The organism is Moorena sp. SIO3A2 (genome assembly GCF_010672265.1).
GTDB lineage: Bacteria > Cyanobacteriota > Cyanobacteriia > Cyanobacteriales > Coleofasciculaceae > Moorena > Moorena producens.
In genome coordinates, this window is record NZ_JAAHHC010000006.1 from 259,268 (window position 1) to 272,527 (window position 13,260).

Consider the following 13,260-nt stretch of genomic DNA (forward strand, 5'->3'; position numbering starts at 1 on the left):
AAGATTCAATTTATTTAGAGAGTAACCATGAATAACTTAACGGAAAAATTAGCATTTTCTGTGCCTATTACCAGAGATTGGTATAAACTAGCAGAAACCTTTAGTCGGGAACAGGACGAGCCGGATAAAGCTCAAGACGTTTACCTCAATACATTAGCAGTTTATGCGGTAAATTTCTACTTACAGTGTCTGGAAGTAGAAACTGATTTACCAGCAAGTGATAGCAGCAATCCAGCCCTGCGATCGCTAATGAATGTATCCGACTTGATGGTTAAAGATTGGGGGAAATTGGAATGTCGTCCTGTTTTACCTGGTGACCAAGTTTGTGACATACCACCAGAAAGTCGCCAAGACCGAGTTGGTTATGTGGTGGTAGAAATTAATAAACCAAACAATCAAGCTAAACTGCTAGGATTTGCCAAAACTGCAGTAAAAGGAAGCTTGGAGATTAGTAAAATCGATTCTCTTGAGGAGTTAATTAAGCAATTACCAGAGCCATTACCAGAGCTAGAATCAAATGTCGTGAACTTACTGGAATGGTTTAAGGGTAATTTTGAAGTAGGTTGGCAGTCGGTTAGCGATTTGCTGTCTCCAAAACTTAGACCAGCATTTAGAAATACCGAAGACCAGCAAGAACGAGGTAAACTGATTGATTTATTTGATTTAGGGCTAGAACTAGCGGGTAATCCTGTCGTTTTAATTATTACTATCCGGAAAATCGACAAGGAAACGGCCAGCGTTCGAGCACAGATTTATCCCAAGGGTGAAGCACTAACCTTGCCTCCGAATTTGAAACTATCCGTACTAACTGCAACCGGTGATATTTTTACCGAAGTAACCGCTAGAAGTAATGATGAATTCATCCAATATCAGTTTAATGCCCAACAGAGAGATAACTTCGGAATTAAGGTGTCTTTAGGTGAAGCCTCCATTATCGAAAGGTTTCAGGTTTGATCGAGAGCGGTCAGCGGTCAGTGGTCAGCGGTCAGTGGTCAGCGGTCAGTGGTCAGCGGTCAGCGGTCAGTGGTCAGCGGTCAGCGGTCAGCGGTCAGCGGTCAGCGGTCAGTGGTCAGCGGTCAGCGGTCAGCGGTCAGCGGTCAGCGGTCAGTGGTCAGCGGTCAGCGGTAAGTGGTCAGCGGTCAGTGGTCAGCTGACGTAACAGATATTAAACCAATGCTTACCGGTTTTATTCAAAGATAACTTGCTGATAGCTGATGGCTGATAGCTGACAGCTGATAACCCATAAATAGCTGATAGCTGAAAACTGAAAACTGATAGCTGATAGCTGAAAACTGATAACTGATAGCTGATAGCTGTTCGCGTAGCGTGCGCGTAGCGCTTAAGCTGACTGCTTATTAAAATTGTCAAAAATAGATCAATGAAGAGGCTGTTAACGTTAATATTAGACGGAGAAATTGAACAGGGGTTTGATGCCACCCTGGAAATTCGGCAAGGGGATCTCCATTCTCCGTCCCAAACTCGGATTAAAGGGCGGTTGTCAGGGAATCGAGACTTACTCAACTGTTATCGCCATTGGCAGCAACGGTATCTGAGTTTGGAAATGCTATTTCGTGCTCTGAGTGCCAATCCCGAACAGGTGACCAATTCATCCCAGCGGGGGGAAGCCTTTGCGGCTTGTCGGCGAGCAGCTGAGGTTTTGGAAAAGAGTCTTAATCACTGGCTCAATACTGATCTAGAGTTTCGCGGGATTCGGGATAAGTTATTGCGCTCGGGGAAAAAATTTCAACTGCTGTTACAGACCAATAATCCCTGGCTGCGTCGGTTTCCCTGGCACCGCTGGGATTTACTGGCGGAAGCCCAGGCCGAAGTTGCCCTCAGTGCGATTGAATACGATTGTCCCAACCCCCTTAACCGGCAGCCTACCCCCAAGGGCAAGGTCAGAATTCTGGCAATTTTGGGTCAGGGTGCCAATCTTAACCAGCAAGCTGATCAGCAGGCGTTGGAGGAGTTGGCGGGTCAGGCGGGGGCACAAATTACCTGGCGGCAGGAACCCCAGGCATCTGAGTTGAATCAGCAGTTTTGACACTCCCATCACGCTCATCACGCGATTATAGTGAGGGATTATTAAGAGTAGAAAACCCTTAACGGCTGAGCCAAACAGCCTCTAGACCCTCCGAATAAAAAAAATCATTGGGCTTACTTTTTGAAGGTTTTTGTTGATTTAAGTTTCCACCAGAGGCTTTTCAGCTTGCACTTAAACCGACACTCAATAGAGCGTAATAATATATTTATACTAGCGGAAATATTTAGGATACGCAACAAAATCGATCTCCAATTCCCATCCCGCGCTTGTCTAAGGGCTATAACGGAAGGGGAATTGGAGTTGAATGATGGTTTGAGATTTACTTCGGCAAGACTTGAACTTGGCTTCACCGCCATTAGCTTTGCCTTGCCTGTAGGCGTCTATCGCCTCATCCCAAGCTTCTTGAGCTTGATGCCCAGGTAACTCCCTAACCCAATCTGGTATTGTCAGACTGGTTCGGTTACTCTTTGGCTTCCTGATTGCTTTGAGCCTGGCTTCTGTTTCCCATCACCTGAGTGTTTTTGAGTTAAATCATCGAATTGTGGCGACTTTTTTCGGCGTGACATCTCTCCTTAATAACCGCTTAAATTTCCTCTTACTAGTATATTCAAAAATCAGTGGGATAAACGATTAATCAATGATTTGATTATTTAATGCTACGTCACATCAACAGTGAGGCCATTATTGGTTTAGTTTGTTGCTTCGTTACAGCCGGTTTTCCCATTGTGATGGTCTCGTCATGGTCAATCCCTGATGGTGTTTTTTGGAAATTTTTTTGACAACTTATCTAGGATAGAGTTAATGGGATAGCGGTGCAGAAGTTGATATTTTTAGGGGATAGATTCAAGAGATAATGCTGGAACTTATTTGTGATTATTTCCGTCAATAGTAATGTTAATGTTCAGCATTTACCACTGGGTTAGTGAAGATATTTACTACAGTTAGGGGTTCTAAAAAAAAATTAGCTATCTCCGGATATCTGATTTTAATCCCGAAAAAATTTATAGGATATGGAAAACCATAAATCGCTTCTGGATAATTTATCTTCTACCCAATCTTGATTGTGCCTTGGGGCAAACCAGGGTTAATGAACTATAAAAGGACAGAAAAGGACACTTAGTTATCTGTCCCTAACTGTCCTGGATTTTATAGTTTATTTCAAGCTAGCTTAGCTATATAAAATTTATAAAACAGAGAAACTCAAGATGCCACAACTTCCTCAAGACGAATTAATTACTTACTTAAAGGAACTTGTTAAACAATTTTATTACTTTCCACAATCTGCTAAAATATTAGAGTTGGCAATCGAGCAAATTGAACAAGTAAAGGAAGCAGAAATTAAAGCAAGGCTTCAAAGGCTAGAGGATGAGGATGAAGACTGGTAAACATTTATGGAAAACTATAACACTTTGTATATAAGCTTTAACTCAAAAAGCGACTTAGCATCTTATAGGAATTATCTTGATGAGATAGTTCAAGCAAAGGGTTAGATATTTAGCTTCTTCGGGAGCAAACCTTATACTAACCTTTTGGTTTTTAATAAAATCTAGTGCATCTACATAAAGCTGTAAATCCCTATTCACAGGAATCTTTAATTCCTTTATTGCTCTATCCATCAAGTCCCAACTTCTTACGTCTAAACAAAAATATATCAACTTCAAGTATTTTCGGATTTCTTTAGAAAATACCTCAATATCTCCTGAGTAATCTGTATCTACATTGTTTTGATTCTGTTCATAATGCTTCCTTAAAGCTGCTTCGGCAGCTTCTTGGGATAAAGCTTTTTGGTTAGCCTTGAGCCATTCCATAGCTTCAAGGCTAGCCTCCTTACGTTTTTCAAACTTACTTAGTCCTGTCTCTATTCCCTTAATGAACTCCCCCGCACGCTCCGAGTCTCCCGTATCCTTGGCTTGGATTTGTTCTATAGATTCTGATAGCAAGGATTCTTCTGAAAATAGTACATCTTCCGGTTTTAGATTTAAAGCTTTGATAATTGCGATCGCAGAATCGAGATCCACAGGTTTTCCCTTGAAGAAGCGCTTAACTGTTCTATCGCTGATTTCGTTTGCTCTTTCTGCAAGGCGGTCAAAAGTTAGGGACTTACCTTCGTCATATATTCCACTGGCTTTAGCATCTTTAAGAAGCTTTAGTCCTTCAGGACTGGCACTAACGCCACGGGGCTTGCGCTGTTTACTCATAGATAACAAATCCGTGTGATTGTCGTTGTTGAGAAGGACAGAAAAGGACATTTATTGATCCAAAACTGCTGCTTGACTGACTTTTCTGGCTTAGTAGGTTGGGTGGAACAGAGTGAAACCCAACCCTGGCAATGGTTTGGTTGGGTTTCACTACCGGGTACATCTGATTAAAGCTGTTTGACCCGGTGGGTGGAACGGGCATCAGGCATGGAACAGGCATCACGGGTGAAATGGGCATCTTGCCCGTTTCATTTCCGGACGCACTGTCCTAAAACTGGCTACCGAGAAAATGGGGGCGAGCCCGTCCCTAAAGCACCACTAGCAAAATTTACAAAAGTGAGATGCACCCTCGCTACCGATCCACCGCTCTAGGTAAAATCAAGGGTTTTAGGAGTAAAGTCAGTCAATAAGTCCAAAACTATGACTCAAGAGCTTAGAAAAGGACACTTATCTATCTTTGCTTTACTGTTGCTGAACTATTTTAGCGCTCAGCTTGCTCTTGGTGCAAGGCGCTGATAAGTTAGGGGCTTACCTTCGTGATCTCTTTGACTGGCTCTAGCTTGGTTAAGACGCCTTATTCCTTTAGGAGTGGCTCTAATGCTACCAAGCTTGCCCTTTTGACTCATAGATCATCAATCCGTGTGATTGTCCTTGTTCAGAAGGACAGAAAAGGACACTTATTGATCCAAAACTGTCACTCAAGAAGTTAGACTGAGATCTTGCAACAGTACAAAAAAACTTAATAACAGAAGCAATAACAATCAATTTAAGTACTTAAATCATCAAATATTATTACTTTTTCCTATTCTCTGGCTTTACAGGTAAATTTTAAACTTGGTGCAATATCGAAGTTATAAAAAGACACTTATTATCTGTCCTTTATCTGTCCTTTATCTGTCCTTTACTGGGCTTGATAAACCCATCTGCAAAATCTAGGATGGTGTTATAAGCAATCAAGCATCAGGACAAAACCATGACCAACTTACTAAAGCAATTTACTAGCACTTTTAAGGCACAGAATAATACGCAACAGAATAGAGAAAAAACTACTGTAGTCACAACTCCAACAACTGATAAAAACGGTGAGTCCCCAGTAGTAAGGCCATTTTTCATCTCGGGAATTGCCTTACTACTGATATCTGTTATAATTCCTAACCTAGGACCTCACATGATTGCCAAATCTCAGTTCAAAGGGAAATATAATAGCAAGCTAGAGTTCAGCTTGGAGCGAATCACGTTCACAACTGAAATAGACACAACAGAAAGTAGTGGAGCAAATGACAATACCGAAGAAGAAGAAACTGAGGAAACCAGCCAGCTAAGTTCATCCTCTCGTTAACTGGTTATTTATAAGAATGATGGGGGCGATCTGCCCTTTGGCAGCCCCTTTCAGCGATCGCCAAAGGCGATCGCTCCCTCCCCAGCTCCCATACAATAACCAGGATACTGAGAATGATTCGCCTTAATAATGGCATATCAACACCATAGGCTATATACAGGACTTACCCATTGCTCCAATTATCCCCTGCCCCCATGATCCCCTCAACCGTAGAGGGTGAGGTAATCCAGATTTTCACCTGGTATTTTAGCTTGTCTGATTAGTGGTGAGTTAAAGCTTGCTACCTAAACTAACTATGCTTAATGGGTTATTTGGTCCGAAGGGTATTGGAGGTATTAGACATCTCCAGAAACTTGGTTTTGACCCAGGCAGTGCAAGGGTTTGAGGTTAATTTTTGGAGATGTCTATTGGGAGTGCGATCGCCTTGACTCCTTCTCTAGGAGAGAACGGACTAGTGACATACTCCCACACTAAATCGTTCGCGTAGCGTCGGCTTTGCCGAAGATTATAGTGTGGGCTTCTTACCAACTCCACCCAACAGTTCGGATACTCGGTAAGCTTTATTAACGATACGGGATGCCCCTCCGCACCGGAACATACAATGAGTTTTTTCTTAGGCACGTAGGTGGCGGTTAGCTCTTAATTTGTCTTCCCTACTATATCTAGTATAAACGATCAAGATTCTGTCCGCAATTCATCTGACACTCATGGCGTAGCATTGAGATGTGAGGCATAAGAGCGGATGAAGCTAACTGCTGAAGAAATCTTTACTATGAAACTCAGTGCGGAACTAGTAGTAGTCAGTGCCTGCGAGACCGGAGTCGGTCACATCAACAGTGAGGGGGTTATTGGTTTATCTCGTTCCTTAGTTGCAGCGGGTGTTCCCAGTGTGATGGTTTCCTTGTGGTCAATTCCTGATGATAAAACCACAGAATTGATGACCGAGTTTTATCGGAATCTGAACAGCACAGGGGATAAAGCTCAAGCGTTGCGCCAAGCGATGTTGACCATGATTCCGAAGTCAGGTAATCCGAAAGATTGGGCGGCATTTACCTTGATTGGTGAGGCGCTTTAGGGGAATCGGGAATCGGGAGTAGGGAGTCGGGAGTCGGGAAAAATATTGTGTGTATCTAATTACTATGAGAAGCGCTATAATTTACAAGATTTTTGGCGTTGCTGAATTGAAGTATTAATGCGGGATCATCTGGTTTTGGGCAAGCCCCCTAAATCCCCCAACATTGGGGGACTTTAAGAGTTTTGTTCCCCCCAAAATTGGGGGGCTAGGGGGGCTTAATCATACAACTTTGGGGGACTTTAAGAGTTTTGTTCCCCCCAAAATTGGGGGGCTAGGGGGGCTTAATCATACAACATTGGGGGACTTTAAGAGTTTTGTTACCCCCAAAATTGGGGGGCTAGGGGGGCTCAATCATCGCCAGAATCAGCCACACAAGATTTTTTTTATGCTGCCCAATATTTCGGGATTGAAGTTATTCGACCAGGAGAGTTGGTTCACTCTCTCAATTTACAGGAGCAAGTTATAGAATGAGTTATTATCCTTTAGAATTACCTGAGACCTTGTTGAAAGAAATTCAACGTCTTGCTCAAGAAAATCAAGTTTCTATCGAGCAGTGGTTACTGAGTGCTGTTACCGAAAAAATTGAACAAGACGTGAGACGCATTCCCCCCACTTGGCCGCAGGCCACGCTACGCGAACGTCCAAGTGGGGGTTAGTCCACGCCGACAATAATAGCAAGAAAAACTGGAACTTCAGCTAATTTGTTGTCGTCTATATTTCTGTAGGTTAAAATTTCAACTAGTAAGCTTTACAAGGCCAGTGAAAACGTCAACTAAAGTTATCAGAACTGACAAATGGAAACTGAACCCGTCCTACAAACAGAAGGAACTGTTTGAGGAGACACTCAAAGTTTATCGTCAGGCTTGTAGATACTTAATTGGCATTGTTTATGTTCATTGGTCTGATCTTGGTGGACTGACAGCAGAGCAATTAACTCCCGCTGTTGAGAAGTTGATGCATGAGACAGCTAAACGTCCAAATATCAAATACCCACAATTCAATAAAGCTTTCTACAAGTTTCCTAGCTATTACCGTCGAGCTGCAATTGCTTTTGCGGCTGGGCAGGTTAGTAGCTTTGTTACTAGATATAGGGAATGGCAGTCTGGGAATAGAAAAAAAAGAAGTAGTAAGCCGCCGAAACTGAACGCTGAGGCGGGCTGCTATCCAGTCTTATACAAGGGACAGTGTTACAAATTACATGGCTTCAACCAAGTAGAAATTAAGGTTTTTGATGGAAAAAACTGGGTCTGGACTATAGTTCAGATTGCAGGATTAAGAGAGCGCCATCAGGTAACTACAAACAAAATGATGTCCCCGTCGTTGATTTTCAACGATAAGTACTGTCATTTATCTGTTCCATTCACTTGCAGGCCAGAGAAACGCAAACCCGAGGCCAATGTTACTGCGGTAGACTTAGGGATAAACACTACGGCTACCGTGGCAGTCGTAACTCATGACGGCACTGTAATTCATTGTGATTTTATTCACCTTGGAAGAGACATAGACTGCAGAGACAAACGACTAAAGTCCGTATCCAGAAGAGCATCAAAAACGATGGGCAAAGGAGGGAAACTACATAAAGGTTTTTGCTCCAACACTTATCAAAAGTGCCAAAGAATTAACAATCAAATCAGCCATGTTGTTTCCAAGCGAATTGTAGAGATTGCGGATAAATTTAATTCTGAAGCAATTGTCTTTGAGAATCTCAAGGGGTGGAAGCCAAAAGGTGGACGAAAGCGATCTAATCTAAGGCAAAGATTCCACGGATGGCTTAAGGCAAAAATCCGCAACTTCACGGAAATGAAATGGGCTGAGTTAGGTGGAAAGGTGATAGAGATTGTCGCGGCCTATACTTCAAAGTTGGCTTTTGATGGCTCGGGTACGGTAAAACGAAATTCAAAAAAATACTCTTTGGCAACCTTCCCTTCAGGTAAGCGGTTTAATGCAGATTTAAATGGGGCTTACAATATCGGTGCCAGAGGTGTGTTTAAGCTCACTCGCAGAAATGGCGAGGAGGGTCGTTCCAGCAAAAGACCTGGACGACCGCCTGGAAGCTGGGCTTGCCTGTGTGACTTGTGGACTAGCAGTAGTTCTAAGTTAGCATAGGACACCACCACCTCGTTCAGGTGGTGGAAGCTTCATGCTCAGAAAGTTGTACAACTAATGCAGAGTTATGCTGAAAAAGCAGATTATAAGCGTGTCTTGATGCAGTCGCTCATGGGGGAAACCCCCAAGACCGCGCTGCATCGCTTTTGATGCAATATTAGCATCAGTACCAGATACAGAACCTATCCCAGGGGATGAGTTGAGATAGAAGCCCTTAGGAGATATATGCGATCGCGTGACTCGCTTAGCGTGACCTACGGTCAATCGCTTTTTAGTAGGCATTGCTTAATTATTGAATGATTGTAAGAGTAGGTGCGCTTTCCAATGGGCGAGTAAATCGCCCTTGGGTCGCACCTGTAGAATCGGCATCTTGGTAGAACTGGCATCTTGCCAGTTTCGCATTAAGAATTAAATTCGCCCTTGGGTCGCACCTGTAGAATCGGCATCTTGGTAGAACTGGCATCTTGGTAGAACTGGCATCTTGGTAGAACTGGCATCTTGGTAGAACTGGCATCTTGCCAGTTTCAAGATATTTTGGCGCGGGCAGGATGCCCACTCTACTTTGAATAGATTTTCGCGCGGGCAGGATGCCCACTCTACTTTCAATATATTTTCGCGCGGGCAGGATGCCCACTCTACTGCTATTCATCCGAAGATTCAGCAAAGCTTTCTAGTCATCTATTTGAAGCTGACCGCTGACCGCTGACCACTGACCGCTGATGTATAAATTACATATCATACCCAAACAAATTGGGATCAACATCCTTCAAATCCAAATCCCCTAACCCATATTCAGCCCAACGCCTATCTACCATAGCTGCTACATCCCCATCTGACTCCAAAGTTGCGCCCCATTCATGTTCCGTTTCCGGTGGAATCTTAGTAGTAGCATCAATACCCATCCGTCCCCCTAAGCCAATCTTTTCACTAGCAAAATCCAAACTATCAAAGGGAGTATTGGGCAAAATAAACACATCCCGCACTGGGTCAACTTTAGAACTAATCGCCCACACCACTTGACGGGGGTCGCGAATATTAATAGTCTCATCTACCACAATCACAAACTTGGTGTAAGTAAATTGAGGCAAAGCACTCCAAAACGCCAAAGCAGCCCGTCGCGCTTGTCCTGGATAGGCTTTCTTAATGGAAATAATGGCGGCTTTATAACTCAGAGCTTCCATGGGCAAGAAGAAATCCACAATTTCTGAGACTTGTTGCCGCAGGATCGGGGTATAAATCCGATTGAGTGCGATCGCCATCATCGCTTCTTCTTTCGGTGGACGCCCACTAAAGGTAGTTAAATAAATCGGATCCTTGCGGTGAGTCATACAGTGGAAGCGAATCAACGGGGAATCCTCCACTCCACCGTAATACCCCATGTGGTCACCAAAGGGACCATCTGGCAACATTTCCCCTGGAGTAATCGTGCCTTCCAGGACAAACTCAGAATCCGCTGGTACCTCTAAATCTAAGGTTTTACATTTGGCTAGGTTAACCCCAGACCCACCATAGAGTCCAGCAAAGAGCCATTCGGAAAGGTCAACCGGTATGGGAGTAGCAGCGGCCAGAATAATCAGGGGGTCAACACCGAGTGCGATCGCAATTTCTAATTTCTGTCCTCTCTCCACCGCCTTGCGCAAATGTCGTGCTCCACCCCTAACCGACAGCCAATGCACAGTCATCGTAGTCTTAGACTGCAGTTGTAGCCGATAAACCCCCACATTAGGAATACCAGTCTCACAATCCTTCGTAATCACCAATCCTAAGGTAATAATCTTGCCAGCATCACCGGGATAAGGGCGAATCAGGGGTAATGTATTCAAATCCAAATCATTTTCCTCGACCACCACCTGGTGACAAGGAGGGAAAAAGTCTCGACCTGGTTTAGCTTTCACCACATCAAACAAAATTTTGCCAAATTCCACCGCCTGGGAAATTTTCTTAGGTGGCTTTGGTTGTTGCAGCATCCCTAGCTTCTTGCCCAGAGTTTCCAAATCTTCCGGGCTTGACCGGTTCATCGCCCAGCAAACCCGTTCTTCTGTTCCCATTAAATTAATCGCCACCGGAAAGGATGACCCTTTTACATTCTCAAACAGCAAGCCAGGTCCACCCGCTTGTAGCATCCGGTTTGATATCTCAGCAATTTCCAAATCTGGGTCAACTAAAGCCTTAATCCGCCGCAATTGCCCCTTCTCTTCTAGCTCTTGGATAAATCCCCTTAGGTCTCTGGCCATGATTACAATTTGTTAAGCTGAGTCCCTCTTACTATACCAGTTCACAATTGGCTGAGGGACTTTAGTCTTGGGTTAATTGGGAGTAGGGAGTAGGGAGTAGGGAGTAGGGAGCAGGGAGCAGGGAGTAGGGAACAGGGAATAGGGAACAGGGGAAAAATTCTGTATACCTTATTACTCCGAGAAGCGCTATAATAGCAAATTTAACCCCGTCAAAAAACCGAGTGATCGGAAAACATTTCCGTTATCAAGGATTCTGACTCCTGGCTTCTGGCTGGAAGCTCCTTCAATCTACCAACACCTGAGTTCTATGGAACTCGTATTTTTCCACTACCCACTCCTTATATTTAGGGTACCTAAATGAATTGTGATAATTTTTGATGCCATATTCCCCACTCCCTACTCCCTCGGTGCGCTTTCCGTAGGCGAATTAAATTCGCCACGGGTCGCACCGCTCCCTACTCCCTACTCCCTGTTCCCTTTGCTATTCACATATACTGGGTTCATAGATCTGCTTTTATATTCTGCCCAAAATTACTCACCAAATCTACCAGAAACCATTCGTGAATGACTCTGCCGCGATCAACGAAATTAGCCTTTACCTCTACCAAGCCATCCTTGAGGTTCAGCAGCAGCAGTCCGAATTACTCAAGGAAAAATACCGAAAAATCGCTTGGGATAAGCCCCGTCATCAATCGGCTTTCCTGGCCAAGTTCAAATCAGAACTCAGCCAAGAGCAAGATTGGCCCCGACGAGTTATCAAAGTCAGGAAATTACTGCAAGTTCTGTTTATTCCTGGTTATTTCAAATCCCCCAGCTTTAGGGAACTGACCCAAAAACTTCGTCACTCTATCCGACCCAAGCCAGCCAATAATTCCCATAACTTAGCTGTCTCTACTGGTGTCTCTACTAATAATAAAACCCCAACATCGGTTTCCCCTTCGCCAAAGCTAGGCACAGGAATTGCCATCTTACTGCTAGATGCCGAAAATTTACGGCTCAATACTGAAACCGAAAAGTTCCTAGCTCAAATTTGTTCCTACCCGATCCAAATCAAAATTGCTGTTGCCAATTGGCGTGCTATGGGTAAGTATGACACTGAACTGCATACTCGTGGCTATGAGCTAATTCATGTCCCACCAGGAAAGGACAGCGCTGATTTTAAGATGGCTACCGTTGGCGCTTCTATCTTTATCCATTATCCAACCGCCAAGGAAGTCTTAGTCTGTTCCTCTGATGGGGTAATGACTCATCTTTGCACCACCCTACAAACCCATGGACTAACAGTCTATTTGGTGCGTAAACAAAACGATAAAATCATTGTTTTAAATAACAAAACTCGTGAAACTAAAGCCCATTCTCTGGTTTCTGTACCAGAAATTCCCACCCTTGAAGAATTTATTAATCAGCTCAAAGACATCCTCAAAGCTGAACAAAAACGCACTTCCAATGCTTGGATAAACCTGTCTAGACTATCTTATCTATTTGAGTCTAAGTATCAGCTTACCATCAATCAAGTTGTGTCCCTGCGCTTGCCGGGAAAACTAACAACCGATATTTTTAGTGATTACCCCAAGGAATTTGTTACTCATCACATACCGGGGACTTCAAATTTTTATATAACTCTATTTGAAAAGCCAATTTCTTTCATTAAAAAGACCTCTTCTTTAAAGACTATTCAGTTAAAGCCTACTGTTAAGCCTTTATCTAAAATTGAATCTAAATCAGATTTGGAAGAGATACTAGTTAAACTCCTCAAGGATTTGAAGACAAACTATAAAGATCCTTATGTTCCGATCGCTCATATAGCTACTGAATTTAAAAAACAATACTCTCGACCCATTACTCAGTTGATGAGAGACTTAAATTTAAAAGGTACATTCCCCAAATTTTTGCAATCCTTAGGAGCGTTTAAACTGAAGAAAGTTGGTAAAGCTTATCAAGTGGCTTTACGGTTAGACGGGTTGAATGCGGTAGTTATTGAACAGTAAAAACTCTAGAGTAGTCGGGAGTCGGGAATCGGGAATCGGGAATCGGGAATCGGGAATCGGGAGTCGGGAATCGGTAAAAAATCCAGCATTGCTGAATCTTTGGATCAATATGAATAAGTGGGGTGGGCATCCTGCCTGCCCGACAAGATCAGTAACGGGCAAGATGCCCGTTCCACGCAAGATGCTCGTTCCACGCAAGATGCCCGGGTAGGTTTTTAACTTTGGGGGGAGTACGTACTTTCATTGCCAAAAAACTCCAATAATATAGATATCCAA

18 protein-coding genes are annotated in these 13,260 nt (G+C 43.5%); 11 read left to right on the top strand and 7 right to left on the bottom strand.

The annotated features are described in order from the left end of the window. Positions 1–27: 27 nt before the first annotated feature. Positions 28–954 carry a DUF1822 family protein gene (locus F6K64_RS08870; protein ID WP_287265300.1) on the top strand — a complete coding sequence of 309 codons (927 nt, stop codon included), beginning with the start codon at positions 28–30 and terminating at the stop codon, positions 952–954. Beyond that, positions 951–1,154: a hypothetical protein gene (locus F6K64_RS08875; protein ID WP_287265301.1), complete on the top strand. Its 204-nt coding sequence runs from the start codon at positions 951–953 to the stop codon at positions 1,152–1,154. The genes F6K64_RS08870 and F6K64_RS08875 overlap by 4 nt, the downstream gene beginning before the upstream one ends. On the opposite strand, the gene F6K64_RS08880 is transcribed toward F6K64_RS08875, so the two are convergent. Next, positions 1,147–1,368, bottom strand: coding sequence for a hypothetical protein (locus F6K64_RS08880; RefSeq protein WP_137985453.1), 222 nt, complete (start codon positions 1,366–1,368; stop codon positions 1,147–1,149). The two genes, F6K64_RS08875 and F6K64_RS08880, sit on opposite strands and share 8 nt — an antisense overlap. A 10-nt stretch (positions 1,369–1,378) precedes the next feature. Between F6K64_RS08880 and F6K64_RS08885 the strand changes: the two genes are divergently transcribed. Together F6K64_RS08885 and F6K64_RS08890 are read left to right on the top strand one after the other, a co-directional pair. Continuing rightward, positions 1,379–2,044 carry a hypothetical protein gene (locus F6K64_RS08885; protein ID WP_287265303.1) on the top strand — a complete coding sequence of 222 codons (666 nt, stop codon included), beginning with the start codon at positions 1,379–1,381 and terminating at the stop codon, positions 2,042–2,044. Between the two features lie 1,205 nt (positions 2,045–3,249). Next, a complete protein-coding gene (locus F6K64_RS08890; protein ID WP_287265305.1) occupies positions 3,250–3,429 on the top strand; it encodes a hypothetical protein in 180 nt (59 codons plus the stop codon). A gap of 54 nt (positions 3,430–3,483) precedes the next feature. Here the strand turns inward: F6K64_RS08890 and F6K64_RS08895 are convergent, their stop codons facing one another. Next, a complete protein-coding gene (locus F6K64_RS08895; protein ID WP_287265307.1) occupies positions 3,484–4,293 on the bottom strand; it encodes a bilin-binding protein in 810 nt (269 codons plus the stop codon). Positions 4,294–4,419: 126 nt separating this feature from the next. On the opposite strand from F6K64_RS08895, the gene F6K64_RS08900 reads away from it, so the two are divergent. Both F6K64_RS08900 and F6K64_RS08905 read left to right on the top strand, forming a co-directional pair. Beyond that, a complete protein-coding gene (locus tag F6K64_RS08900; protein WP_287265309.1) occupies positions 4,420–4,614 on the top strand; it encodes a hypothetical protein in 195 nt (64 codons plus the stop codon). 601 nt (positions 4,615–5,215) lie between these two features. After that, the gene (locus F6K64_RS08905; RefSeq protein ID WP_287265311.1) at positions 5,216–5,581 is read left to right on the top strand and encodes a hypothetical protein; all 366 of its coding nucleotides are present in this window, start codon (positions 5,216–5,218) and stop codon (positions 5,579–5,581) included. A 387-nt stretch (positions 5,582–5,968) separates the two neighbouring features. Here the strand turns inward: F6K64_RS08905 and F6K64_RS08910 are convergent, their stop codons facing one another. After that, complete coding sequence (locus tag F6K64_RS08910; protein ID WP_158026411.1) at positions 5,969–6,109, bottom strand: hypothetical protein; 141 nt, start codon at positions 6,107–6,109, stop codon at positions 5,969–5,971. 214 nt (positions 6,110–6,323) lie between these two features. Between F6K64_RS08910 and F6K64_RS08915 the strand changes: the two genes are divergently transcribed. The 3 genes from F6K64_RS08915 (at position 6,324) to F6K64_RS08925 (ending at position 8,762) form a co-directional block, all read left to right on the top strand. Beyond that, positions 6,324–6,656: a CHAT domain-containing protein gene (locus F6K64_RS08915; protein ID WP_353813961.1), complete on the top strand. Its 333-nt coding sequence runs from the start codon at positions 6,324–6,326 to the stop codon at positions 6,654–6,656. Between the two features lie 467 nt (positions 6,657–7,123). Beyond that, the gene (locus F6K64_RS08920; RefSeq protein WP_193431446.1) at positions 7,124–7,312 is read left to right on the top strand and encodes a hypothetical protein; all 189 of its coding nucleotides are present in this window, start codon (positions 7,124–7,126) and stop codon (positions 7,310–7,312) included. A 103-nt stretch (positions 7,313–7,415) separates the two neighbouring features. Next, entirely contained in the window at positions 7,416–8,762 is a 1,347-nt protein-coding gene (locus F6K64_RS08925; RefSeq protein WP_071104216.1) for an IS200/IS605 family accessory protein TnpB-related protein, read from the top strand. A gap of 54 nt (positions 8,763–8,816) precedes the next feature. Here F6K64_RS08925 and F6K64_RS08930 read toward each other — a convergent pair whose 3' ends face one another. The 3 genes from F6K64_RS08930 to F6K64_RS08940 form a co-directional block, all read right to left on the bottom strand. Continuing rightward, positions 8,817–9,044 (bottom strand): hypothetical protein, encoded by a 228-nt coding sequence (locus F6K64_RS08930; RefSeq protein ID WP_158026410.1) that lies wholly within the window; start codon positions 9,042–9,044, stop codon positions 8,817–8,819. Between the two features lie 7 nt (positions 9,045–9,051). Beyond that, a complete protein-coding gene (locus F6K64_RS08935) occupies positions 9,052–9,276 on the bottom strand; it encodes a hypothetical protein (protein ID WP_287255847.1) in 225 nt (74 codons plus the stop codon). A 214-nt stretch (positions 9,277–9,490) separates the two neighbouring features. Next, a complete protein-coding gene (locus F6K64_RS08940; RefSeq protein ID WP_287265312.1) occupies positions 9,491–10,996 on the bottom strand; it encodes a UbiD family decarboxylase in 1,506 nt (501 codons plus the stop codon). Between the two features lie 364 nt (positions 10,997–11,360). On the opposite strand from F6K64_RS08940, the gene F6K64_RS08945 reads away from it, so the two are divergent. Both F6K64_RS08945 and F6K64_RS08950 read left to right on the top strand, forming a co-directional pair. Continuing rightward, the gene (locus tag F6K64_RS08945) at positions 11,361–11,564 is read left to right on the top strand and encodes a hypothetical protein (protein WP_137985451.1); all 204 of its coding nucleotides are present in this window, start codon (positions 11,361–11,363) and stop codon (positions 11,562–11,564) included. Then, positions 11,557–12,984 carry an NYN domain-containing protein gene (locus F6K64_RS08950; RefSeq protein WP_287265314.1) on the top strand — a complete coding sequence of 476 codons (1,428 nt, stop codon included), beginning with the start codon at positions 11,557–11,559 and terminating at the stop codon, positions 12,982–12,984. Before F6K64_RS08945 ends, F6K64_RS08950 begins: the two co-directional genes overlap by 8 nt. On the opposite strand, the gene F6K64_RS08955 is transcribed toward F6K64_RS08950, so the two are convergent. Next, positions 12,949–13,182, bottom strand: a complete 234-nt coding sequence (locus tag F6K64_RS08955) for a hypothetical protein (RefSeq protein WP_131827003.1) — start codon at positions 13,180–13,182, stop codon at positions 12,949–12,951. The two genes, F6K64_RS08950 and F6K64_RS08955, sit on opposite strands and share 36 nt — an antisense overlap. Between the last annotated feature and the right edge of the window lie 78 nt (positions 13,183–13,260).

Excerpts from the sequence above, each read along its gene's own strand:
- F6K64_RS08905 (WP_287265311.1), top strand. The coding sequence starts at position 5,216 with ATGACCAACTTACTAAAGCAATTTACTAGCACTTTTAAGGCACAGAAT.
- F6K64_RS08895 (WP_287265307.1), bottom strand. The coding sequence starts at position 4,293 with ATGTCCTTTTCTGTCCTTCTCAACAACGACAATCACACGGATTTGTTA.
- F6K64_RS08935 (WP_287255847.1), bottom strand. The coding sequence starts at position 9,276 with ATGCCAGTTCTACCAAGATGCCAGTTCTACCAAGATGCCAGTTCTACC.
- F6K64_RS08870 (WP_287265300.1), top strand. The coding sequence starts at position 28 with ATGAATAACTTAACGGAAAAATTAGCATTTTCTGTGCCTATTACCAGA.
- F6K64_RS08885 (WP_287265303.1), top strand. The coding sequence starts at position 1,379 with ATGAAGAGGCTGTTAACGTTAATATTAGACGGAGAAATTGAACAGGGG.
- F6K64_RS08930 (WP_158026410.1), bottom strand. The coding sequence starts at position 9,044 with ATGCCTACTAAAAAGCGATTGACCGTAGGTCACGCTAAGCGAGTCACG.
- F6K64_RS08920 (WP_193431446.1), top strand. The coding sequence starts at position 7,124 with ATGAGTTATTATCCTTTAGAATTACCTGAGACCTTGTTGAAAGAAATT.
- F6K64_RS08890 (WP_287265305.1), top strand. The coding sequence starts at position 3,250 with ATGCCACAACTTCCTCAAGACGAATTAATTACTTACTTAAAGGAACTT.
- F6K64_RS08940 (WP_287265312.1), bottom strand. The coding sequence starts at position 10,996 with ATGGCCAGAGACCTAAGGGGATTTATCCAAGAGCTAGAAGAGAAGGGG.
- F6K64_RS08915 (WP_353813961.1), top strand. The coding sequence starts at position 6,324 with ATGAAGCTAACTGCTGAAGAAATCTTTACTATGAAACTCAGTGCGGAA.